Source organism: Haladaptatus sp. AB618, from assembly GCF_024136965.1.
In the GTDB taxonomy this organism is placed as follows: Archaea; Halobacteriota; Halobacteria; order Halobacteriales; family Haladaptataceae; genus Haladaptatus.
The window spans coordinates 88,239-107,876 of sequence record NZ_JAMYJX010000004.1 but is presented as its reverse complement, the minus strand read 5'-3'; the positions used below and the strand labels follow the sequence as shown (position 1 = coordinate 107,876).

Genomic DNA, 19,638 nt, shown 5'->3' with positions numbered 1-19,638 from the left:
TTAGAACGTCGTACGCTCGCCACCGCCAGTGACCGACTAGCCGATTATTCCGTCTTTTGCCAGCGCGGTGCAGAATGAAGTTTTGGAACTGCCGCACTCAAGTCCATTTGAGCAGCGCCGTAGAATTGCTCCCTGCCGACGGGAGTAGTAACGCGGATGATCGAGGTCTCACTCGTCGATCGGAAGATGGACAGTTTCCAGTGGTTCTCGTGTCCCCATTCACTGTGGAGTGTCGACTCGGAATCTCCGACGGACCGTGACCCCAACTCCCAACTCAACCGAGTCAGATGGGATAGATCGAACGGCACTATGCCAGGTAACGTTACACAACTGGAGGGGTTTTTCGGAGTGTCGTGGATGGCCATACCATACTACTTCGAGACCATGATTAAAAATGTAGGTATCTGCCGCTTATCTGAAATCTCGTTCCGTCCGTCTCGTTCGGTATCGGACTTCCCACTGGTGTGACGCGACGAATCCCGTGGTCGTGTCGACATCGCCATTTGGCTACCCACTTCGAAATCGGATCCGGTTACGGATACACACGCGCTGAAATCGCCCTGACCATCAGACCACGTGAACGGGGACGTCGGAAAGGCCGAGGACGCGCTTCGTCGTCGAACCGATGAGGGGTTTGTCGGGGTCCGACCGCCCCCGCCGTCCCATCACGACCAGATCGATGTCGTTTTCGTGGACGTATTCGACTACCTCGTCCTCCGGGATTCCGGATTTTACGACGGTAACACAGTCGACGCCGCTTTCTTTGGCTTGCTCTTTTACTTCGTTTACGAATTTGTGTCCCTTCTTCTCCAGTCGCTTTCGGGTCTCCTTGATATCGCTCGGGATCGCGACGAACCCCGCGTCCCCCATGTCCATCACGTAGAGCGCGTGGACGGTTCCACCGCTATCCTTCACGAGTTCCATTGCTTGTTCCGTTGCGCGTTTCGCCGCTCTGCTCCCGTCGGTCGGCACCAAAACACGCTCGTAAACCGCCCCCTCCGTTTCGTCCATACGTACTGTCTCGACCCGACAACTAATGAATAGACGCCCATTTCTTCGCGCGTTACCGCCTTCGTTGAAGGGAATGTGCTTATTAAATCACCGTCGAATCAGTGGATGCGTTCGGTCGCGATCTCGGCACCTTCGACGAGCGCCCCTAGCTTCTCCCACGCGATCTCGGGGGAGACCATTCCGAGTCCGGCCTGCGTGCCGAAACCGCAGTCAGGCGCGGCGATCAGCGGCGTCGAATCGTCGACCGCGTCGACGACCCGTTCGAGGCGATCCGCGATCGTTTCGGGGTGGTCGATGATGTTCGTCTTCACGTCGACGACACCGGGGATCAGCGTCCAACCGTCGGGTACCGGGTGTTCGGCGAACGCACGGTACTCGTGTTGGTGGCGGGGGTTGGCCTGCTCGATGCTGAGTCCGGTGATGTCGGCCTCGTAGATTTCCGGTAGCATCTCGGCCAGATCCATATCGAGGTGGTGGGGTCCCTCGTAGCTCCCCCAACAGGTGTGGAGTCGGACCTGCTCTTCGGGGACGTTCGACAGCGCGTCGTTGAGCGCCTCGACGTGGAGGCGCGTGGCCCCCTTGATGTCTTCGAGGGACTCGCCCGCGTACGCCGACGTCTGACCGACGGTGAGGAGTTCGGGGGCGTCGATTTGGAGGGTCATTCCGGTCTCGGCGACGAGTTCGTACTCCTCGGCCATCGCGTCCGCGGCGGCGAAGAGGAACTCCTCGTAGGAGTCGTAGTAGTCGTTGACGTGCGTGGCGGTGACGATACTGGGCGACGCGGAGGTCACGAACGTCCCCTCGAAATCGGCGTCGGTGGCCGCCAGCGCGTCGCGGAACCCTGCGAGTTCGGCCTCCGCCTCGTCCTGGCCCGTGTACTCGATGGGACCGGTGACGACGGGTTGCATCGAGAGGTCGATGACGTCCGTCTTGAACGTCTCGTCCGCGTACTCGGGGAACTCCTGCAGGTCCGCCCAGAGTTCCTGCTCACGCTTGCCCTCGATACCGCTGAGTCGGTCCGCGACGTACCAGTTGAACGAGACACGGGACTGCTCGCCGTTGTTGGCGATGTCGATACCGACCTCGGCCTGCCGTTCGACGATGTCGCGCGTGGCGTCCGCGACGGTCGCGTCCCACTCGTCAGCGTCGACGTCCTCGCCCTCTTGGCGTTTCTTGAGGAGGTCGAGCAGTTCCGGCGGTCGAGGGAGGCTCCCGATGTGCGTCGTACGAATTCGGTCGTCGTTCGTGGTCATTCGGTAATCATGTGGGTTATAGAATCCAAACAAAATATAACCCACGGTAGTCACAAATTCGTTCTCACGACGCTATTCGAGTTCGATCACGGCGAGGTGATATCGAACGGCGGTTCGGTCCCCGACGGGAGCGGCGTTTCGTAGCCCCGCTCGCCGGTTACCTCGTGGAACTCCTCGGTGGCCTCCGCTACGATGTCCGGGTTTTCGAGGAGTTCGTACGCGGTTCCGCCGAGAACCTTCGCGGCATAGACGGCTCCTTTCTTCCCGAAATCGCCGTTAGCCGCCGTCGCCTGCCACGTATGCCCCGGCGTCCCGACCGCCCACGTTGCGGCGCGGAATTGGCCGGTCGGGGTAATCCAACTCACGTCACCGACGTCGGTCGAACCCCCGCCGACGTTCCCCTCCGCGTGTGGCGGCACCGGGACATCGTAGATGCTCGCATCGCGTATCTCGTCCGCGTACTCCTCGGGGACGTCTTCCAGACTCCCTTCGACTTGCTCGTCGGGAACGGTTCCCTTGAGATCCGCTGCAAACGCTCGGTCTTCGTCGGAGTATCCGACCTCTCCGAGTTCCCGCATCGTTTCCCAGATGACGTCGCTCACCGTGCGATTGGGGAGGTAATCCCAACAACCGGTGACGTACTGGCGATCCACCTCCGTTTGTGTCATCATCGCCGCGCCGTCGGCGATCTCGGTCATCCAGTCGCTGATGCGCTCGACTTCGGCCCTCGTCGGGGCGCGGACGTAGTACCAAACGGTCGCCTCCGCGGGCACGACGTTGGGAGCCTCGCCGCCGTTCGTGATGACGTAGTGAATACGGGCCTTCTCCGAGACGTGTTCCCGCATGTACTCCACGCCGGTGTTGAAGAGTTCGACGGCATCGAGCGCACTCCGGCCGGATTCCGGCGACGCGGCGGCGTGAGCCGAGACCCCTTCGAACGTGAACCGAATCGAGTCCATCGCGAGCGACCGGTCGAGCGTCGGCGTACTGAGAGTCGATGGATGCCAGGTTATCGCGGCGTCGAGGTGATCGAACGCACCATCGCGGGCCATGAAGACTTTGCCCACGAGCGTCTCCTCCGCCGGACAACCGTAGAATTCGATCGTCCCGTCGACGTCACCGCGTTCGATGGCACGCTTCACCCCGATGGCCCCGCCGACACCGGCGACCCCGAAGAGGTTGTGACCACAACCGTGTCCCGGACCACCGGGTTCGACGGGGTCGTGTTCCGCCTTCACCTTCTGTGAGAGGTCCGGCAGCGCGTCGTACTCACCGAGGATACCGATCGTCGGGTCGCCGCTTCCGTACGAGGCCCGGAACGCCGTCGGCATCTCACCGAGTCCCTCCTCGACGTCGAACCCTTCTTCCTCCAATCGGTCGATGAGAACCTGCGCGGATTTCTCCTCGTGGAGACCGAGTTCCGGCGTCTCCCAAATACGCTGGGCCATCGCTCGCAGTCGCTCCCGTTCGCGTTCTACCGCTTCGAATACGTTCGCTCTCGCCATGCCTTCGGCTCTCGTGCCGCGAGTATCAACGTTCGGCTCCCTATCAGGGTTCTCCGGTTTTCGGAGTTCGTCACCCCAAGTTCGTTCTCACGGGTATGTTCCGTGCGATCGAGTCGTGGACAAATTCCGGAAAGGAGGCATGGGAAAATCCCAGGATGGAGGTCTTTTTGTGATCCGGAGCCAATACCATGTAACGCCATGATCGACAGGCTCAAAGAGGACGTTCAAACCGCGATGCGCAAGGACCCTGCGGCACGGCACCCGCTCGAGGTCGCGCTTGCGTATCCCGGTCTCCATGCGATCTGGCTGCACCGCATCGCACACGCCGTGTGGTCCGCGGACCACTTCATCATCGCGCGGTTGATTTCCCATCTCTCCAGATTTCTCACGGGCATCGAAATTCACCCGGGTGCCTCGATCGGTCGTCGGTTCTTCATCGATCACGGGGCTGGCGTGGTAATCGGTGAAACGGCGGAAATCGGTGACGACGTCATGCTCTATCACGGGGTGACGCTCGGCGGTGATTCGATGGAACGAGAAAAGCGTCATCCGACCGTCGAGGACGGTGTCACGATCGGGACGGGTGCAACCGTGCTCGGCCCCATCACGATCGGGAAGGAAGCGAACATCGGCGCGGGGGCCGTGGTACTGAATTCGATTCCACCACACTGCACCGCGATCGGAAACCCCGCGGAACTCACGGGCGATTGTACACAGACGGTCCGTGAGTGGGAAGCGTCCCTCCGCGATACGGACGAGTCCTAGCTCATCAGCGATCGTTTCCCGACACATAGATTTCGATTCCCTGCTACCCGATTTTGGACGCCGCTGACCGCTCCGAGGGCCGGATCTAGTCGGATTCGAGATCGTCGCCGAGCGAACCCTCGTACTTGTCCTGCTCCTCGTCGGGAAGATACTGCCGCTCCCACTCGATCACCTCCGGAAATCCGGCGAATTCGTGAAAACTACCGACAGGCTGGGCGTCGAAGTTCTCATCGATGCGTCGCATCGCTGCGACGGGGTCGTCGGCGAAGTCGCTGAAATCGGAGTAGACGTTCGCGATGGTCGATAACGTCGCGGCGATGGGGAACAACACGATGTCGAATCCCCACGATTCGAGCGACGACAGGTCGACGTACGGCGAGGTGCCGGTCTCGCCGACGAAATTGTAGACGAGGGGGCCGTCGACTTCCCGGCCGATGTATTCGAGTTCCGATTCGTCGGTGGGTCCCTCGATGAATGCGACGTCGGCACCGGCTTCGAGGAACTCGTTTGCGCGAACGACTGCTTCGTCGAGCGACCCATCACCGGTTCCTCGGGCGTCAGTTCGGGCGATGAGAACGAAGTCCGGCGCGCGGTCGTCTCGAACGTCGGCCGCGGCCGCTATCTTCCCGACGGCCTCCTCACGCGGGATGACTCGTCTCCCTTTCGTGTGGCCACAACGTTTCGGGAACGTCTGGTCTTCGAGGTGGATCGCACCGACGCCAGCTTTGATGTACTCCCGAACGGTCCGAACGACGTTCGTCGCGTTTCCGTAGCCGTTGTCGGCATCGGCCACGAGTGGAACGTCGATACGCTCCTGAATGTTCGCCGCGTTGCTGATCATCTCCGGCATCGTGATGAAACCAGCGTCGGGATAGCCGGTTTTCGATAACGAGGTTCCATACCCGGTCATGTAGATGGCGTCGAAGCCGACAGCATCCGCGACGGCGGCGGTGAGTGGATCGTGGACTCCAGGGCAGACTAGCAACCCGTCGCGATCGAGGCGCTCCCGGAGCACAGCACCGTAGTCAGTCATGGACGATCACGCGGTCGACGCTGGGGAATCGTCGTTGGGGAGTCGATGTCGTTGCAATTCGGACGTCGCCGATGTCCTCACACAGTGTTGGAGCGGTGTTCGAGTACATCGTCGGTCAGTACGACAGCACCGTACTTTGCGTTGGCGTCGAAGCGGGTGGCAGGGTGTCTGTCTTCGGCGGGAGCGTACGAAAGCCGTGCTGGCGGAATGAGATCTCGTTTCTAATCGTCGAAAAACAACCCGTAACTGATCGCCTGTCACCGACCGTGTTATTCCATTCGTTCGAACAGGTGCTGTCTGATAGCAACGGTTAAATATGATAACACACCACATGAAGTTGCGTCGTATTGGCTTGCAAAAACTACGCTCAGGACGTTCACCTGTCGTCCACGCCAAGCAGATGTCGGTCCTATCGTCTGCTTTCGACGGCTCACAATTTTCACTCCACATACCGGGTTACGGTAGTCGATCGAAACGGAGCGACGGGACGGTGGACCTGGAAAATGATCTCTGCAGCGAGGGGTGAAATGTCCAAACCGAGTGCCAGTAATTGGAGGGTCACCTCACCGCGTTCACGCACAACGGGAAGTAGGAGACGGTGAGTGCGTGTTCCAGTTCGCACCATCAATGACACATTATTGGTAAAAAGACTTTAGACCAAATTCAATGTAGCTTTGCTACCCGCTAACAATGGGAGTGAGTCGCCGATGGGTTCCGATATTACACAAGATATGCATGTAGAACTGTTCGTCCGAGTAAATCCCTCACATGGAGTAGAGCAACAAAAACAAGCAGTTATCGATCGGCTCAGGACGCTCGAACGAAAAGGAAACATCGCGAGCGTGGACGTCCATGTTTGGGGGAGAGAGATTCGGTTGAACGGTCCGCTTGAGGGAACTGACTATCATGAGTCAGTCATTAACCATGTGACCGAGTTCGAACAATGGCTCGCTGAAAACAGCGCGTCCATGGACGGCTTCTTTTCCCATCGGGACATCGATTCGAGCATTTCGGACGAGTGTTATTCAGTCATATCGCTCCCGTTTACGTGCCTTGCAGTTTATCAGGATGACGAACTACGGGATCTCTATCCACATCGTGATAGTAAGACGATCCATACGGTTCATGACTGTCTCAACCGTCTCGAAACGGAGAATTCTCGAAAGGGGACACAATAATTGTTCCTGCTTCGGTTGCCCTTCGGCTTCCCAAAACTTTTGACATGTCTATCTCTCGCTTGCAAGAAGTAGTCGATCTGTAGCTATATTGGTTGATCACAATCCAGAAATAAAATCGTCGACCTCGGAATTGAACTCTCTGGAATTATCCATATTCACTAAATGTCCCGCGTCGGGGATCTCTACATGGGAACTGTTTCGTATATTTTTCGTGATTTGGACGTTTTGCTTGCGGACTGCATAATGCTCGTGATCGCTAGTGATCACGAGCGTCGGGTTCGTTATCTGAACATTGTTTCGCAAATCACAATTGTACATCGCATCAAAAATCTTCACGAATTCGTCGGCGTGTATTCGATCAACGTCTCGTAGCACGTAGTTCCGAGTATCTTGTTCGAGTGATATCCACTGGTGCCCCTCTAAAAGTTGGAAGAATGGAAATGAAAGTTTAAAGTACAATTGTGGTCCCAGTCCATACAACATAAGGTGCCGCTGTATCTTCGGAAACAGCAATTCTTTTTGGGTGTGTGTTAGCGGGAGCGGTGGGAACGATTGAACTGTATTCGCAAGAATAATTCCCGAAACATCGTTCGGATATCGGCTTGCATACCTTTGTGCAATCATACCACCAAGTGAGAGTCCACAAAGAACGGGCATTTCGACGGAAAGATCAGTGAGCAGGCGTCGGAGATCCTCGGTGAAAAGATCGATCGAATAGGCTGATTTGGATGAGCTACCTGTCTGTCCATGCCCACGAATATCGTACGTAATAACGCGATATTCGTCCTCAAATCGTTCGATTTGGTTTCTCCACATCTTTTCGCTCAACCAACCACCATGGATGAATACGAGTGGAGAGCCCGTGCCGCGTTCCGTATAGTTCGTCGTCAAGCTTTTAGTTTCCATTCGTTGAATTCCGTAATTTCTGACCGAGTTCGATTATCTTCCTTTGACAGGAGGACAACGGTATGAGTTACTAGCGGCGGTGACCCATTTATTGATGTTCTCCAACAGCAAGCCGTAGGTTTGCGCTAATGGCCTGTCTCACTTTGATTCCTGTTCGGTGTCCGGAATATCATCGATGAGAACCGTCGATTTCCCCTTGATAATCTCCTGGTCGTCTTCGTTGTAGACGAACGTCGAAAGTGCATATCGGTTGTCGTCGAGAATATCGATCACCTCGACCACTGCTGTTAATGTTTCACCGGGTTCGACTGGCCTGAGGAACTCAAGGTCTTGCGAGAGATAAATCGTTAGACCCGGTAGACGTGCCAATGCCGCGCTGATCAATCCCGAAACAAGGGTTCCATGGACGATTCGTCCACCAAACCGGGTCTGCATCGCAAATTCATCGTCCAAGTGGAGCGGGTTCGTGTCCCCACTAGCTTGTGCAAATGCACCGATATCCGTGTCAGTGAGGGTCTTGGTAAACTCGACGGTATCTCCGATGGAGATGGCGTCCGGCTCTTCGACAGAGCGCTCAAAAGACCAAGTGGGTTGTTCGCTAAGGTTAGGTTCGTCATCAGCACTGTTTTCTCCGGTTGAGAAGCCAAAGGCAGCGAGTGAAGCCCGATTTACCTCGACGAAACTATTTAACACGTGCCCGGAAGCTTCCAGCCATGATTTGGTGATACTTCGAGTGGGGTTGAGCGAGGATTCGTTTTTGCTCATGATAAGTTACTATCCGAACTAAAGAGTACGTGGTGGAGCATATTAATAGTAATTTCGGCGTTTTCAACTCGACTGTTCGATAGAGTGGAGAAATCAGAATGTGAACAGCCACGTAAAACCCACTCGATACCATTCAATGGTTCAACTCACCACTGAGTGTCTTTCAGGGGTAGATTTTTACAGTAGGACCTCGTACTGCCGGTCGAAGATGGCGAATCAGGACGACCGAACCATGTGGCCACCCGCACTGTTCGCAGACCAACTGCAACAGGCGAGTGAGGACGTGGCAGAGCAGCAGGTAGAGATGTGGAAGCAGATGGTATCTGGAAACGCTGGCGCGAGGGATGATGAGCTCTCGAAGATCAGATCGCTCGGGAGCGAAACCGCGATTTTCAAAACTCGCGTTCAGAGTGGCGGGCGAATCAGTATCCCGGATGCCGAAAGAGAAGCGCTCGATATCGCTGAAGGAGACATCGTCCAAACGATCGTCATCCCCATGAAAAATCAATCGGAGGAAACCCATGAATAACAACCCATTCGCCCCGATGTTCGAACTGCAGCGTCAGTCGATAGAACAAGGTCAGAAGATGATCGAACAATCTATCGAAGTCCAGAATGAAGTGAACAAATCCTTCGTCAAGGCGGTTGAGAGTCAAAAATCGGCTCAAGAGAAAGGTGTTGATGCCTGGAAATCGGCCACCGAGACGTCCCTCAACGTAGCCGATTCGACGACACCAACGGACTCGACGGCGTTCACCGATATGCAAGAAACGATCGATGACCAGTTCGATGTGTTGAGCGACATTCACACCGAAATCTGGGAGTCGGTTGAACGTAATATAGAGACCGGTACGGAAGTCTCAGAGGACATGAACGAAACATTCCTTTCGTTCGTTAATGACTCCGTTGAGATGGCTATGAAGACAAGCGAACAGTTCGAAGAACAGTCCGAGACCGTCGTCGATGCGACTGACGTTGAGATCGAATAACCCCGTAACAACGTTTTTGCCACCCCACATCATAATAATAATCCATGGCGAATCCATCTGAGAATTGGAACGAGTATATGGGAGAGATGAACGAAGCGTTCCTCGAATCACTCGAACAGAACGTCGAAGCGCAAACCGCCTTCGTCGATTCTTGGATGAACGCATTCGAGAGCCAGGAATCGGACGAAATAACAAAGGACGGAATGAGAGGGTACGTTGGTGCGTATGAAGCGTGGATGAATGCCGCTCAAAAACAATTCGAGCGAATAAACGACGCACTCGAGGGCGAAGAGGTCCCAATCGATGAGTTTCGTGATATATGGCTGAAGGCGGCCAACGATGCATTCAAGGAAGTGACAACTACATCGGCATTTTCCTCGATGACTGGCGAATCCGTCGAGAACTCGATGGCATACAAACAGACTGTCGACGAAGCCACTGAACAGACACTCAGTACCTTTGGCCTTCCGACGGAAGGCGATATTCAAGAGGTCGGTGAGCGCTTACTCGAAGTGGAACGCCGTCAGCACGAAATAGAACAGAAATTGGATCGAATCCTCGAAGAGATTGAGAGTGAATGAACCCCTTTACACTCATCGCCGACATGCAGCGGCAACAGTGGGAACAAGCAGCCGACATCATGGAACGTGGCACCGCTCTCCCGGAGCAGACCGAACGGATGATGGATGTCGAAGTCGGTCAGACCCCGTGTGAGGAGGTGTACTCCGAGAACAAACTCACCCTTAATCACTACGAACCAACGACGGACGAGCAACACGACGTTCCCATCCTCATCGTTTATGCGTTGATCAACAGACCGTACATTCTAGACCTACAACCGGATCGTAGCGTGGTCAAAACGCTGCTCGACGAGGGATTCGATGTGTATCTGATCGATTGGGGCGAGCCGTCGAAACTTGATGCACACCTCACACTTCACGACTATGTGGACCGATACATCGACAATTGCGTCGATGTCGTTCGCGAACGTTCCGGTGAGGATGCGATCAATGTTCTCGGCTACTGCATGGGTGGGACGATGAGCGCGATGTATGCGTCCTTGCATCCGGAAAAAGTTAGAAATCTTGGATTGATGGCTGCTGGACTGTGCTTCGATGGAGAAGGGGGTGTTCTCGAACAGTGGGGGGACGAAGAGTATTATTCTCCGGAGGCAATCACGGAGACGGTTGGGAACGTCCCTTCGGACTTCCTCGATGTCGGATTTGCGCTCATGGATCCCGTGGATAACTTCGTCACGAAGTACGTTCGTTTGTTCGATAACATCGAAAACGACGAGATGGTCGAGAATTTCGCCCGAATGGAAAAGTGGATCGGCGATGGGATCGATGTCGCTGGGGAAACGTATTGCCAATTCATAGAAGACATCTATCAGGATAACAAATTGGCGAAGAACGAACTGTATCTGGGAGATGAGCATATCGATTTGGGCAACATCGATATGCCTGTTCTTCAGATCGTTGGGGAGTATGATCATCTGATCCCTCCAGAAGCCAGCAAGCCGTTCAATACTGTAATCGCGAGTGAGGATACCTCTATCATCGAATTCCCAACAGGACATATCGGCCTGTCCGTTTCATCTAGCTCGCATACAAAACTGTGGCCCGAAGTCAGTGAGTGGTATGCGGAGCGGTCAGTAACTCGGGCTGATCTCGAGGACGTTCCCGGAATCGGTTCGGCATATGCCGAACGATTGAACAATGCCGGTATCGACAGCCTGACGAAGCTCGCTAACGCCGATGTAAATCGCCTTGCAGAAGAAACCGATGTTTCGGAAGCAACCGTGCGTAAGTGGGTCGATGAGGCGACTCAAATAGAGGCATCCGAGTAACCTCATTTCGGAAAGTCGATTGAAGGTTCATCGGATTGTAGACTCAAACGGTGAAAACAGGAACTCCCGAGGATCTGATCACTCGTTCTGTGGTGCTTCCAACGTGGGGAGATCCGTGTGCTGAAATACCGTGTTTTCCCATCACGATCAAGTCGATATCGTTCCCATTCGCATACTTTACGATTTCCTGATGCGGAACTCCTCTGAGACATTCGGCTGTCGTTTCCAAATCCCTCTTATTGGCGTTCGAAGCGACCTGTTCGAGTAACTCGTTCCCGTTCGTTTCGATTTGTTCGAGAAACAGTTCTTCACTACTCATGGCTGGTGTCTCTCCATAGACACCTTCATCGACGACAAATAGTATGTGAAGCTTCGAATCGTATTTCTCGGACAGATCGATCGCGTGTTCCACTCCCCGTTTTGCTCCTTTGCTTCCATCAGTGGGCACGAGTATGCTTTCGTACATCGCTGTATTCTCTATCATCTCGATTGCACTTCAATTGGTGGGTACACTTGAGGATGAGGGCACTATTATTGCGTATATTTCACTTGTATGAAATAGAAATGCGAAAAAGAAATGTGCATGTCGGTGTCTTATCGCGAAATTGTGATAAGTTGCCGTCCGTCTACCACTCCATGCCGCCGTTGATACCGAGGATTTGGCCGGTCATGTACGATGACTCCTTGCTCGCCAGGAACCGAACAACGCCGGAGACGTCTTCAACTTCTGCAAACCGATTGAGTGGAATTCGGTTGCGGATCTTGTCCTGTATTTCCTCGTCGACATCTGCGAGCATGTCCGTCTTCGTGAAACCTGGTGCTACACAGTTCACAGTCGATCCCGAGTTTGCTAATTCGAGCGCAAGTGTGCGGGTAAATCCAAATATTCCGCTTTTCGTGGTTGCGTAGTTTGCCTGGCCGTAGTTTCCCTGTTGCCCAACGACGCTAGAAATGTTGATGAGCCGCCCTTGTGGCGATTCCTTGATATCATCGTAGAAGGCTTTCGTGCAATTGAAAACGCCGCCGAGATTAACATTGACGACGTGATCCCAATCTTCACGAGTCATATTCTTGAACGTTCGATCCACGGTGACTCCCGCATTATTCACTAGCACATCAGCAGGACCAAACGTATCACGGACGCGTTCTTCCATCTCGTCGACTTCCTCCCTGTTGGTTACGTCTGCCTGTATGGCGATCGCACTGTTTCCTTCGGCTTCGATCTCCTCTGTAACATCAAGCGCTTCACGTTCAGAAGATCGGTAGTTCACAACGACATTTGCACCGTGGTAACCGAGATCTATTGCGATTTCGGCTCCAATTCCGCGTGAAGCACCAGTGATGACGCACGTTTTCCCGCTCAGGTATTCCGTTTCGCTCATGTATTCTGTCATATTATGATGGTCTTGTCGATATCGTTATTTGCAAAATTCAGCGACCCTCCGACTTCCACTTGTCATCTTTGAAATTTTAACGCTTGGTTCGACTACGACTCTGTATATAAAAATTGTCCACAAATTCGTTATCTTTGAGTTTTTATATGTATGTTTCCACGGCTTTACTAAACAAACACCCCAACGCTTATAAAATATTTTGAATATATGGCTGGAGTATCCCTCTCTTAGCGGTGCCCGTCTTTCCACAGCAACGATAGACGAACGAACATCCACTTTTCGTAGAGAAGTCGAATTATCGAGCCACTCGTCACGGAGACAGCAACCGATGGTACTCGACGTCTACTCGTTTAGCGAACGGTACGGTTGGACCGAAGACAAGTATCGCGTGTCGTGGTAAATCGTCCCGTCATCCCCTCCGGAGTTCTGCAGAACGAGACGCTGAAACAGCAGGACGAGTTCCGAGATAAACGCCCCAAATGAAGAAAATCGAGGTATCAACGTTGGCGGGAAAGTATCCAGCTAAACGAAGCGGAATATCGGTTCGAATCTCGATTTTCCACGTCCCATCTCGTCTTGCTAATCCCTGTGACGTCTCCATTTTTGACAAGAGTGGAAAAGAGAAGTGGAGGAGGAATAGTCGTCACTTCCGGGAAATACTGTAAGTTGATTAATATCTAATGAGCCCGTTATCGGCAATAGATGCCAACACAGAAGTTTCGAGTTTCGATGCTTATCATCGTGGTAGTACTTCTTGCACCTGTCGTGTCGAGTGGACTGGTGTACAAGGATTTGGCGGTCACGGAGGATGCAACTCAACGAGCAAACGACATTCCGATAGAGAACGTCACGTTCGTTTCCGCCCAAGGGAAGGAGTTTCCGTCGGGACAAGCGAGATTAGTAGCGTTCGACACGGCGACGAACAAACCGATCTGGATACACAGCAAGTACGACCGATATATGGATGTGGACCCTCTCGGACCGAATCGCGTACTCTTTGTCGCACGTGATGGGAGTATGGAGAAATCCGCGTTTTCTTCCGATGTGACATTTTACGCCATCGAGATGAACTGGCGCACGGGGGCGGTGCTCAAGAAGTTCGAGATCCCTCCCGGAACACACGATATCGACTACCTCGGAAACGATCGATACGCTATCGCCGACTTGAGCGCCAAAAACCGGGTTTTCGTGTACGACCGTTCCGAAGATGAGATCGTGTGGGAGTATCGGTTTCGCAACCACTTCCCCGCGAGTGCGGGAGGCGGCCCCGGTGGATACACCCACTTGAACGACATCGACGCGGTCGACAACGGTTCCGCGTTTCTCGTCAGTCCACGGAACTTCGACCGTGTCATGCTCATCGACCGGAAGTCGAAACGCGTTCGCTGGACCTTGGGAGAGGAGGACAACTACGACATCCTCAACGAACAACACAACCCGGTTCTCCTCTCGCAGGATCCGGTCACAGTTCTCGTCGCGGATAGCGAGAACAACCGCGTCGTCGAGTACGAAAAGACGAAGAGTGGGTGGAATCAGACCTGGTCCTATGGGACGGGGTTGGATTGGCCGCGGGACGCGGATCGACTTCCGAACGGAAACACGCTCATCGTCGACAGCAACAACAACCGTGCCCTCGAAGTGACACCAGGTGGCGACGTCGTCTGGAAAGTCGAAATACCGTTCGAACCGTACGACATCGAACGACCGGTGTACGGCGACGAACCGTCGGGACCACCCATAAACGAACTCAGGAAAAACGGTACCATCGGCACGAAAGCAGTCGGACAGGATAGTCAGAGCCTAGCGAACAGAATCGATGCCACATACACATACGTCTACACTACCGCACAATGGGTTCTCCCAACCTGGATCGGTCCGCTAGAATTCAATCTCCTCATCCTCGCAGCGCTTGTCATCGGAGTCTGGGGCGCAGTCGAGGCGTTTTATTGGAGGGAGTGGACGGTAGCGAAACGAACGAGGTTCCGACACGACGACAACTGAGGACGATTCGGTTACGAGTGGCCGAATGAAAGCTCTCGATCCAGTCATCGATCAAACTCACCGTCGTTTCCGGTGACCCCTCCGAGAATCCGACGGACCATCGGTCGTCCCCATTGGCCATGCGGTTCTCCGATTTGATTGACTCCGAGAAATACCTTTATTATCCCGGGAAAGTAGCGGAACACATGGGCATAATACACGTCTGTCTCAACGTGACGGATGCCGAGGAGTCAGTCCAGTTTTACACGGAACAGCTCGGATTCAAGGAGTCGTGGTCGTTCGAGAGCGGCGACACCGTAAACCGGTACGTCACCGACGACGATGGTGTCGAAATCCAGCTCTCGGATACGAGTGGGGTGGATGAAGTGGAGACCGGTACCGCTTGGGACCACCTGGCGCTGTCGGTGGAGAGCGTCGACGACGCGTTCGAACGAATCGATCACTTCGGGACCGTCCAAGAACCACAGGATCAACCCGCGGCGGGGGCGCGCACGGCGTTCATCGAAGACCCGGATGGCCACGTCGTGGAACTCGTCGAACCACTCGAGGAGTAACCAACCGTACGAGTGAGGTTTGCAGCGAGCAGCGATTCAGGGAGACCAAATGAAGTGAATCGTACGCGAACTCGTTACCGGTCACGGGACCCACTACTCAAAAATCCGACCTATTTTGGAAAGACAATGAATACCCGTGTGACAGAGGAATCACCGTTGTACCATCATATTATATTGTAGAATATTTGCAATACAATAGGTGATAAAAACTTGTTGTCTTGAACTCCCTTGTCGTATCAGATCGAGAAATGAGAAAACGAAAAGCTCTCTTATAGCGGTAAGTATCACATTCAGCCCCAATACGGATTCCATATAATACCACCAGCATATTGATATAACGGAGAATAGTGGTAGCTGGTAGCGAGATTGTATTGTATAAATATAACAATATTAACTCGGTCCCGTTGAGACGGGAGTGTTAGTCTGAATATATTCGAAATCCATTATTTTATTCAAACACCTCATGATCACTCTGTTGAAATATTTCCTTGAGACACTGATCGTGACTAGTGATACTGGAAGGAATGGAAACCCACGATGGACTCTATCGAGAAACTTCACGATCGGTGTATACGACAACACACGCATTTGTGCACGTGAGGATATCACAGAAGCGTCCCTCATCGGAACCGGAGGTTTCTAAAACGCGTTCAAGACTATTGAATATCTAGCTCGAACAGCATACCCGAAGGAGCGGTCGATTGAATCTTTACTACGGGCTAATTTACGCTTCCATCGTTCCTACGCGTCTCAAAGCATTTATCTCATCACCGCTTTCGTGAAGAGTAGTCGGATACCCATGATGATCTTTTGATCGGGATTACAGGCATATGTTTGTAATTCCAATTTGGTTCATTCCGATCTCGGCCTCCACACGGCAAAATACGTTCAATACTATTGAATAGACTAACATCGATCCATTTCTCGACATCTCGTGTTGGAACTAGTAGTGAGTGTATCGGAGTTCGATAACGTTTGCCGCCTGTTTAACCGCGCTAACGAGATCTTCGAACATTTCGGATTCGTCCAGACGGCTTTTCGGACCCGAAACCGAAATCGCACTGATGACCTCGTCCGAACTCCTGTCCATGATGGGTGCCCCTATCGTAAGGACACCCTGTCGTCTTTCTTGATCCTCAACCGAGTATCCTCGGTCGCGGATTCGCTCCAACTCGGTAAACAACGTGTCTCTATCCGTTATCGTGTGTTCGTTCGCTTTTGGAAGCCCGTGCGTCTCGATTATGGATTCAACGCGAGATCGGGGAAACTCCGCCAACATCGCCTTTCCGAGCGCGGTCCAGTGCATGTGCGTATACTCCCCGATCGGAGCGTTGTCGTGAATAGCGTCCCTCCCACCTGCCTTGTAAAGTAAGATACGTTGTCCATCCTCCTCGATGCCCAGATTTGCGACTTCCCCCGTGTCCATCGCGAGCTGGTCCACTTCCAATTTCGCGACTTGGTAGAGCTTGGAACGGTTCCTGATCCGCCCACCATACTCCAGGAACCGGTAGCTGAGCGTGTAGTCGTTGTTCTCCTGGACGACGAAACCCAGCTTCCGGAACGTTTGGAGGTAAATGTGAACCGTACTCTTCGGAAGGGATAGTTCCCTTGATAGGTCCGAAACACCGGCCCGTTCGACCGTCTTCAATTGCTCCAGGATGAGAAACGCCTTTTCGACCGACCCCAGTGTGTCCGCCCCGGTATCGTTCGTCGCGTCGTCGTTCATCGGATTCTCGTTCATACCCACCATCACGCAAGAGTTCGGTTTAAACGTAATTCCTCCACGACCGTGGAATAGGGGAATCGGTGCGACCGACACTTCTTCCCGGGAGAATTGATCGTTGGCAACTGAAAGGCCACGCCGAACGGTGCCGACAGCGAGTTAGGATCGAACGACGTTCTCTAACTCCTCCCTCCCGTTCGTTTCGGCGAGTCGATTCACGTTGTTCGCTACGATCTCCGCCAACCGATCCCAGTGCTTCGGACTGTGACCCGCGTTGTGCGGAGTGATCGTGACGTTCTCGAATCGCCAGAGGGGATGGTCCGCCGGTAACGGTTCGGGATCCGTGACATCGAGTGCCGCACCGTTGATCTGGTTGTTCTGAATCGCGGATACCAACGCATCAGTGTCGATTATCTGTCCTCGACCGACGTTGACCACCCTCGCGTTTGGCGGCAACGTCTTGAACTCCTCCTCCGAAACGAGTCCACGGGTCGTGTCACTTAGCGGTGCGGCGATCAGGAGATAATCCGTCCTCGATACGGCGTCGTGGAACGCCTCCCGTTCGAACCCGATGACCTCATCAGTCGGACCACCTTTTTCAGGAGTGTACCGTACCCCGATGGTATGGACATCGAATCCGGCGAACCGATCGACGATCGCCGTTCCGATCGCGCCGAGTCCGACGACGGTGACGGTGCTGTCTTTCAGTTCCTCGGCTTGGAAATGTCGCCACTCGTGTCGCTTTTCGCGCTCCCATCCCTCTCGAAGTCGGCGCGAGAAGGAAAGCACGTAGCCGAGGACCTGTTCCGCGATGTTCGGCGCGTGAATACCTGAGGCGTTCGTCACCGTGACGCCCATCTCGGAGAATGCTTCGAGCGGGAGGTGGTTGTAGCCGGCCGCAACGCCCGCGAACAACCGAAGGTTTTCCGCGTACTCCAGGAGGTTTTCGTCGATATCGACGCCGGAGACGACGTCCGCTCGCTCGATGAGGTCACGCTCGTCGGACGAAGTCCGGGCGAGATGAACCCGGTGATTCGGCAGGCGTTGGGAAAGCAGATCGGCGTAATCTTTCGCTGGCAGTCCGTGTGTGTCACTTCGCAGTACGAGGATGTCTGCTGTCTCGTCATTCATGGGTATTCTCCGCCGTCGGGTATGACACCCGTGGCGGTAATCTAAACAGCCAAAGGTCGGTATATTAGTGTTTTTCTCAATGATTTATGTTACAGAACCCACGACATATCGTTCATCATTGTTCTTCGAGTAGATAATTTCTCATTTCACACCAAAGATTTATACCTGCGTGTTCATTTGTGGCAAACCATGTCGGCTGAGGCATCAAGACGACAGTTTGTCAAAACGATAGGAATCGGTGGAATCGCCGGGCTTTCCGGCTGTATCAGTGCCGTCACCGACGGAAACAGTTCCGGTGGTAGCGGGAAGGACTTCCAGTACTGGGAGTACTTTCACTCCCAGTCGGAGGTCGCAAAGCAGTTGATGGAGTCGTCGGTCGACGACTTCGAGAAGCAACACGACGCGACGATGAAGATGAACTGGGCGAGTTGGGACGACATCAACGGCGGCAAATGGAAGAACAACATGCAGAACGGAAACCGCCCGGTCATCTACGATTCGACGAACTCGCTCAACGGACAGTTCATCGACCCTGGCTGGGTGAAACCGGTCGACGAGTACAAACACCGACTCGACTCTGACGCGCTGAAAAACGCCAAATGGGCCTTCGAGATGGCCCAGAGTTGCTACCGTGGCTTCGACGCGGACCTCTACGAGGTCCCGATCGGACTCGAAGTCGGCGCACCGTTCATCGCCCGGGCCGACCACTTCGAAAAGGCCGGTCTCTCCATCGAGGACGACTTCCCGCCGAAGGATTATCAGGACCTCCTTCGAATCGCTAAGCAACTACAGAACAAGGGTCCGGGAGACTACGGGTTCCAGATTTACGGCGCACAGGGGGACGTCACCGACGAAGCGCTCATAACGTGGACCGCATCCGATGGCGGCTACGACGGTATGTACCTCAACGAGGATTGGTCGGACGTCAACTACGACAACGACGTGTGGAAGAAAGCGACCAGACGGTACGTGGATATCTACCAGAAACACGGGCTCTCGTCGGACAAGGCCCCGACGGCGTCCAACGAATCCGTCGCCCAGAATCTCATCTCCGGTTCCGTGAGCATGTACCAGGGTAGCACGAAGGACTTCGGGCTCTTTCGGAGCCGTGCCGAAGATATGCTCAAGTCGGGAAAAATCGTGTTCGCACCGTCGTGGAAAGGGAACGCCGGAAATAGGGGCGATTTCTTCACACAGTGTGTCGCGCTCATGCGTAAACCGGACGGCGTGAAAAAGAGCGTCTGGAAGAAACACGAGGATACGGCTATCGCCTGGATAAACAAGCTCCTCTCGAAGGATTTCCAGAAACAAGTCCCGAGTTCGTTGGCGACACTCCCCGTCAGAAAGGACGTTTGGGACGGCGTGAAAAGCAACGAAGCGATCGGGAACAGCAAGTTCATCTCCACGCTGGAAACGACGGTGGACGGCATGGAGAACGGGTGGGCCAGCCATCCCAAGATGAACGCCATCCAGTACAACATCGCCGGTCCGCTCTTCCAGGAGGCCGTTCGCGGGAAAATCTCCCCCGAGCAAGCCTGTGACCGCACCGCGAAACAGATCCGCAAACAAATAGAGCTCTGA

At 54.1% G+C, this 19,638-nt stretch carries 19 protein-coding genes and 1 pseudogene; 9 read left to right on the top strand and 11 right to left on the bottom strand.

The features are described from left to right. Window positions 1–567: 567 nt before the first annotated feature. The 3 genes from NKF26_RS13865 to NKF26_RS13855 all read right to left on the bottom strand — a co-directional run bounded on the left by NKF26_RS13865 (window position 568) and on the right by NKF26_RS13855 (window position 3,769). Window positions 568–1,011 (bottom strand): universal stress protein, encoded by a 444-nt coding sequence (locus NKF26_RS13865; RefSeq protein ID WP_253225676.1) that lies wholly within the window; start codon window positions 1,009–1,011, stop codon window positions 568–570. Window positions 1,012–1,109: 98 nt separating this feature from the next. Further along, window positions 1,110–2,264: a cobalamin-independent methionine synthase II family protein gene (locus NKF26_RS13860; protein WP_253225675.1), complete on the bottom strand. Its 1,155-nt coding sequence runs from the start codon at window positions 2,262–2,264 to the stop codon at window positions 1,110–1,112. Between the two features lie 86 nt (window positions 2,265–2,350). Then, complete coding sequence (locus NKF26_RS13855; protein ID WP_253234459.1) at window positions 2,351–3,769, bottom strand: amidohydrolase; 1,419 nt, start codon at window positions 3,767–3,769, stop codon at window positions 2,351–2,353. A gap of 198 nt (window positions 3,770–3,967) precedes the next feature. On the opposite strand from NKF26_RS13855, the gene epsC reads away from it, so the two are divergent. Beyond that, complete coding sequence (gene epsC, locus NKF26_RS13850; protein WP_253234458.1) at window positions 3,968–4,534, top strand: serine O-acetyltransferase EpsC; 567 nt, start codon at window positions 3,968–3,970, stop codon at window positions 4,532–4,534. 85 nt (window positions 4,535–4,619) lie between these two features. Here the strand turns inward: epsC and NKF26_RS13845 are convergent, their stop codons facing one another. Together NKF26_RS13845 and NKF26_RS24405 are read right to left on the bottom strand one after the other, a co-directional pair. Then, window positions 4,620–5,567: an oxaloacetate decarboxylase gene (locus NKF26_RS13845; RefSeq protein ID WP_253234457.1), complete on the bottom strand. Its 948-nt coding sequence runs from the start codon at window positions 5,565–5,567 to the stop codon at window positions 4,620–4,622. A 481-nt stretch (window positions 5,568–6,048) separates the two neighbouring features. Continuing rightward, a pseudogene (locus NKF26_RS24405) lies at window positions 6,049–6,150 on the bottom strand (ArsR family transcriptional regulator); the annotation flags it as partial. Between the two features lie 124 nt (window positions 6,151–6,274). Between NKF26_RS24405 and NKF26_RS24400 the strand changes: the two are divergent. Beyond that, window positions 6,275–6,745, top strand: coding sequence for an HTH domain-containing protein (locus NKF26_RS24400; protein ID WP_369682149.1), 471 nt, complete (start codon window positions 6,275–6,277; stop codon window positions 6,743–6,745). Window positions 6,746–6,841: 96 nt separating this feature from the next. Here the strand turns inward: NKF26_RS24400 and NKF26_RS13840 are convergent, their stop codons facing one another. Together NKF26_RS13840 and NKF26_RS13835 are read right to left on the bottom strand one after the other, a co-directional pair. Beyond that, window positions 6,842–7,651, bottom strand: coding sequence for an alpha/beta fold hydrolase (locus NKF26_RS13840; RefSeq protein WP_253225671.1), 810 nt, complete (start codon window positions 7,649–7,651; stop codon window positions 6,842–6,844). A gap of 138 nt (window positions 7,652–7,789) precedes the next feature. After that, a complete protein-coding gene (locus NKF26_RS13835; protein WP_256487152.1) occupies window positions 7,790–8,416 on the bottom strand; it encodes a MaoC family dehydratase in 627 nt (208 codons plus the stop codon). Between the two features lie 208 nt (window positions 8,417–8,624). Between NKF26_RS13835 and NKF26_RS13830 the strand changes: the two genes are divergently transcribed. From NKF26_RS13830 to phaC, 4 genes are read left to right on the top strand one after another with little or no spacing between them, the layout of a single operon-like run. Then, window positions 8,625–8,945, top strand: a complete 321-nt coding sequence (locus tag NKF26_RS13830; protein ID WP_253225670.1) for an AbrB/MazE/SpoVT family DNA-binding domain-containing protein — start codon at window positions 8,625–8,627, stop codon at window positions 8,943–8,945. Continuing rightward, window positions 8,938–9,405 carry a hypothetical protein gene (locus tag NKF26_RS13825; RefSeq protein ID WP_253225669.1) on the top strand — a complete coding sequence of 156 codons (468 nt, stop codon included), beginning with the start codon at window positions 8,938–8,940 and terminating at the stop codon, window positions 9,403–9,405. Before NKF26_RS13830 ends, NKF26_RS13825 begins: the two co-directional genes overlap by 8 nt. Window positions 9,406–9,449: 44 nt before the next feature. Then, window positions 9,450–9,986 carry a poly(R)-hydroxyalkanoic acid synthase subunit PhaE gene (locus NKF26_RS13820; RefSeq protein WP_253225668.1) on the top strand — a complete coding sequence of 179 codons (537 nt, stop codon included), beginning with the start codon at window positions 9,450–9,452 and terminating at the stop codon, window positions 9,984–9,986. Beyond that, window positions 9,983–11,254 carry a class III poly(R)-hydroxyalkanoic acid synthase subunit PhaC gene (gene phaC, locus NKF26_RS13815; protein ID WP_369682148.1) on the top strand — a complete coding sequence of 424 codons (1,272 nt, stop codon included), beginning with the start codon at window positions 9,983–9,985 and terminating at the stop codon, window positions 11,252–11,254. The genes NKF26_RS13820 and phaC overlap by 4 nt, the downstream gene beginning before the upstream one ends. A 43-nt stretch (window positions 11,255–11,297) precedes the next feature. Here phaC and NKF26_RS13810 read toward each other — a convergent pair whose 3' ends face one another. Then, window positions 11,298–11,738, bottom strand: a complete 441-nt coding sequence (locus tag NKF26_RS13810; RefSeq protein WP_253225667.1) for a universal stress protein — start codon at window positions 11,736–11,738, stop codon at window positions 11,298–11,300. A 142-nt stretch (window positions 11,739–11,880) separates the two neighbouring features. Beyond that, window positions 11,881–12,636, bottom strand: a complete 756-nt coding sequence (locus tag NKF26_RS13805; protein WP_253225666.1) for a beta-ketoacyl-ACP reductase — start codon at window positions 12,634–12,636, stop codon at window positions 11,881–11,883. Window positions 12,637–13,389: 753 nt separating this feature from the next. On the opposite strand from NKF26_RS13805, the gene NKF26_RS13800 reads away from it, so the two are divergent. Together NKF26_RS13800 and NKF26_RS13795 are read left to right on the top strand one after the other, a co-directional pair. Next, window positions 13,390–14,649 (top strand): aryl-sulfate sulfotransferase, encoded by a 1,260-nt coding sequence (locus NKF26_RS13800; RefSeq protein ID WP_253225665.1) that lies wholly within the window; start codon window positions 13,390–13,392, stop codon window positions 14,647–14,649. A gap of 185 nt (window positions 14,650–14,834) precedes the next feature. Then, window positions 14,835–15,203: a VOC family protein gene (locus tag NKF26_RS13795; protein WP_253225664.1), complete on the top strand. Its 369-nt coding sequence runs from the start codon at window positions 14,835–14,837 to the stop codon at window positions 15,201–15,203. Between the two features lie 943 nt (window positions 15,204–16,146). Here the strand turns inward: NKF26_RS13795 and NKF26_RS13790 are convergent. After that, on the bottom strand, window positions 16,147–16,944 hold the full coding sequence (locus NKF26_RS13790; RefSeq protein WP_253225663.1) for an IclR family transcriptional regulator: 798 nt from the start codon (window positions 16,942–16,944) through the stop codon (window positions 16,147–16,149). A 141-nt stretch (window positions 16,945–17,085) separates the two neighbouring features. Beyond that, window positions 17,086–18,057: a D-2-hydroxyacid dehydrogenase gene (locus tag NKF26_RS13785; RefSeq protein WP_253225662.1), complete on the bottom strand. Its 972-nt coding sequence runs from the start codon at window positions 18,055–18,057 to the stop codon at window positions 17,086–17,088. A 189-nt stretch (window positions 18,058–18,246) separates the two neighbouring features. Between NKF26_RS13785 and NKF26_RS13780 the strand changes: the two genes are divergently transcribed. Continuing rightward, window positions 18,247–19,638 (top strand): ABC transporter substrate-binding protein, encoded by a 1,392-nt coding sequence (locus NKF26_RS13780; protein ID WP_253225661.1) that lies wholly within the window; start codon window positions 18,247–18,249, stop codon window positions 19,636–19,638.

Bases quoted from the DNA above. Each gene is read 5' to 3' on its own strand.
- NKF26_RS13865 (WP_253225676.1), bottom strand. From the start codon at position 1,011: ATGGACGAAACGGAGGGGGCGGTTTACGAGCGTGTTTTGGTGCCGACC.
- NKF26_RS13860 (WP_253225675.1), bottom strand. From the start codon at position 2,264: ATGACCACGAACGACGACCGAATTCGTACGACGCACATCGGGAGCCTC.
- NKF26_RS13855 (WP_253234459.1), bottom strand. From the start codon at position 3,769: ATGGCGAGAGCGAACGTATTCGAAGCGGTAGAACGCGAACGGGAGCGA.
- epsC (WP_253234458.1), top strand. From the start codon at position 3,968: ATGATCGACAGGCTCAAAGAGGACGTTCAAACCGCGATGCGCAAGGAC.
- NKF26_RS13845 (WP_253234457.1), bottom strand. From the start codon at position 5,567: ATGACTGACTACGGTGCTGTGCTCCGGGAGCGCCTCGATCGCGACGGG.
- NKF26_RS24400 (WP_369682149.1), top strand. From the start codon at position 6,275: ATGGGTTCCGATATTACACAAGATATGCATGTAGAACTGTTCGTCCGA.
- NKF26_RS13840 (WP_253225671.1), bottom strand. From the start codon at position 7,651: ATGGAAACTAAAAGCTTGACGACGAACTATACGGAACGCGGCACGGGC.
- NKF26_RS13835 (WP_256487152.1), bottom strand. From the start codon at position 8,416: ATGAGCAAAAACGAATCCTCGCTCAACCCCACTCGAAGTATCACCAAA.
- NKF26_RS13830 (WP_253225670.1), top strand. From the start codon at position 8,625: ATGGCGAATCAGGACGACCGAACCATGTGGCCACCCGCACTGTTCGCA.
- NKF26_RS13825 (WP_253225669.1), top strand. From the start codon at position 8,938: ATGAATAACAACCCATTCGCCCCGATGTTCGAACTGCAGCGTCAGTCG.
- NKF26_RS13820 (WP_253225668.1), top strand. From the start codon at position 9,450: ATGGCGAATCCATCTGAGAATTGGAACGAGTATATGGGAGAGATGAAC.
- phaC (WP_369682148.1), top strand. From the start codon at position 9,983: ATGAACCCCTTTACACTCATCGCCGACATGCAGCGGCAACAGTGGGAA.
- NKF26_RS13810 (WP_253225667.1), bottom strand. From the start codon at position 11,738: ATGATAGAGAATACAGCGATGTACGAAAGCATACTCGTGCCCACTGAT.
- NKF26_RS13805 (WP_253225666.1), bottom strand. From the start codon at position 12,636: ATGAGCGAAACGGAATACCTGAGCGGGAAAACGTGCGTCATCACTGGT.
- NKF26_RS13795 (WP_253225664.1), top strand. From the start codon at position 14,835: ATGGGCATAATACACGTCTGTCTCAACGTGACGGATGCCGAGGAGTCA.
- NKF26_RS13790 (WP_253225663.1), bottom strand. From the start codon at position 16,944: ATGAACGAGAATCCGATGAACGACGACGCGACGAACGATACCGGGGCG.
- NKF26_RS13785 (WP_253225662.1), bottom strand. From the start codon at position 18,057: ATGAATGACGAGACAGCAGACATCCTCGTACTGCGAAGTGACACACAC.
- NKF26_RS13780 (WP_253225661.1), top strand. From the start codon at position 18,247: ATGTCGGCTGAGGCATCAAGACGACAGTTTGTCAAAACGATAGGAATC.